A 1,777-nucleotide genomic window follows, 5' to 3' on the forward strand; every position below is an offset into this window, starting at 1 on the left:
TCGAACTTCGACTTCGTCACGGCATCGTTCACGTTGATCGCCGGGAACAGCAGCGTGCCCTCGGCCATCATCTCGTACAGGCGGTGGACACCCGTCGTGGTCTCCTCCGTCACACCCCGGATCTCCGAAGCCATCCGCGTCCAGTCCAGCTCGCTGCGGCCCAGCAGTTCGAGCACGAGGCGCATCTCCTCGTTGTCGGCGGTCGACGGGTCGGGGACGGACCCGGCCTTCGCGAACTCGACGCCCTTGTGGACCAGGAGCGTGGCGTCACCGCCGTCGTCCAGGATCATGTTCGGGCCCGCGTGACCGGGCCAGGTCAGCGCCTGCTGCGTGCACCACCAGTACTCCTCCAGCGTCTCGCCCTTCCAGGCGAACACCGGGATCCCGGCGGCCGCGATCGCCGCGGCGGCGTGGTCCTGCGTCGAGTAGATGTTGCAGGACGCCCAGCGGACCTCCGCACCGAGGGCGACGAGGGTCTCGATCAGGACGGCGGTCTGCACCGTCATGTGCAGGGAGCCGGTGATACGGGCGCCGGCCAGCGGCCGCGCCGCGGCGTACTCCTCGCGGATCGACATCAGACCCGGCATCTCGTGCTCGGCCAGGGTGATCTCCTTGCGGCCGAACGCGGCAAGGGAAAGGTCCGCGACCTTGAAGTCCGTGAACCCGTCGGACATGGGAAGTGCTCCTTGAACTCGTCCCGGGGCAGAGCTCATCGGCGGCCTCCCGCATTGAAGTAGCCGGCCTCGGGGTGGTGGATGACGATGGCGTCGGTGGACTGCTCGGGGTGCAGTTGGAACTCCTCCGAGAGGTGGACCCCGATCCGCTCCGGCCGGAGCAGGTCGGCGATCTTGGCCCGGTCGGCCAGCTCGGGGCAGGCCGGGTAGCCGAGGGAGTAGCGGCAGCCCTGGTACTCCGTGCGGAACATGCCGTCCATGGCCGCCGGATCCGACCCGGCGATGCCCAGCTCGGCGCGGACCCGGGCGTGCCAGTACTCGGCGAGGGCTTCGGCCAGTTGGACGGACAGGCCGTGGAGTTCCAGGTATTCGCGGTAGGAGTCGGACTCGAACAGCTTGGCCGTGGCCTCGCCGATCTTCGAGCCGACGGTGACGACCTGGAGGCCGATGACGTCGACCTCGCCCGAGTCGTCCGGGCGTACGAAGTCGGAGAGGCAGAGCCGGCGGCCACGGCTCTGGCGCGGGAAGGTGAAGCGGGTCCGCTCTCCCCCGCCCTCGTCGAGGACGATCAGGTCGTCGCCCTTGGAGACGCAGGGGAAGTAGCCGTAGACCACGGCAGCCTCAAGGAGCCGCTCGGTGTGCAGCCGGTCCAGCCAGCCCCGCAGCCCGGGCCGGCCTTCCGTCTCGATCGAACCCGCGTCCTTGAGACCCCACTGGCCCTTGAACAGCGCCTGCTCGTCGAGCCAGCCCGCGTATTCCTTGAGCCGGATGCCCTTGACGACGCGGGTGCCGAGGAACGGCGGCTCGGGCACCGGGTTGTCGACGGCCACGTCGGACCGGCCACCGCTCTCCTCCGGCTCGCGCACGTCGAGGACGGCGGCCCGCTGCGGTACGCGGCGTTGCTTGAGCTCGGGCAGGGCAGCTCCGGGGACTCCGCGCTTGACGGCGATGAGCGCGTCCATCAGCCGCAGGCCCTCGAACGCGTCGCGGGCGTAGCGGACCTCGCCCTCGTAGATCTCGTGGAGGTCCTGCTCGACATAGGCGCGGGTCAGGGCCGCGCCGCCGAGGATGACGGGGAAACGGGAGGCCAGTCCCCGGGTGTT

At 69.9% G+C, this 1,777-nt stretch carries 2 protein-coding genes; both read right to left on the bottom strand.

Going from position 1 to position 1,777, the window contains the following annotated elements; genetic code table 11:
- Positions 1-674: adenosylhomocysteinase (locus tag ACZ597_RS35575; protein WP_471339606.1), on the bottom strand; the 674-nt coding region annotated here is incomplete at its 3' end.
- Positions 675-709: 35 nt separating this feature from the next.
- The coding region (locus ACZ597_RS35580; protein ID WP_471339610.1) for a vitamin B12 dependent-methionine synthase activation domain-containing protein at positions 710-1,777 on the bottom strand (1,068 nt) is incomplete at its 5' end.

This window comes from Streptomyces sp. NPDC040718 (assembly GCF_055593565.1).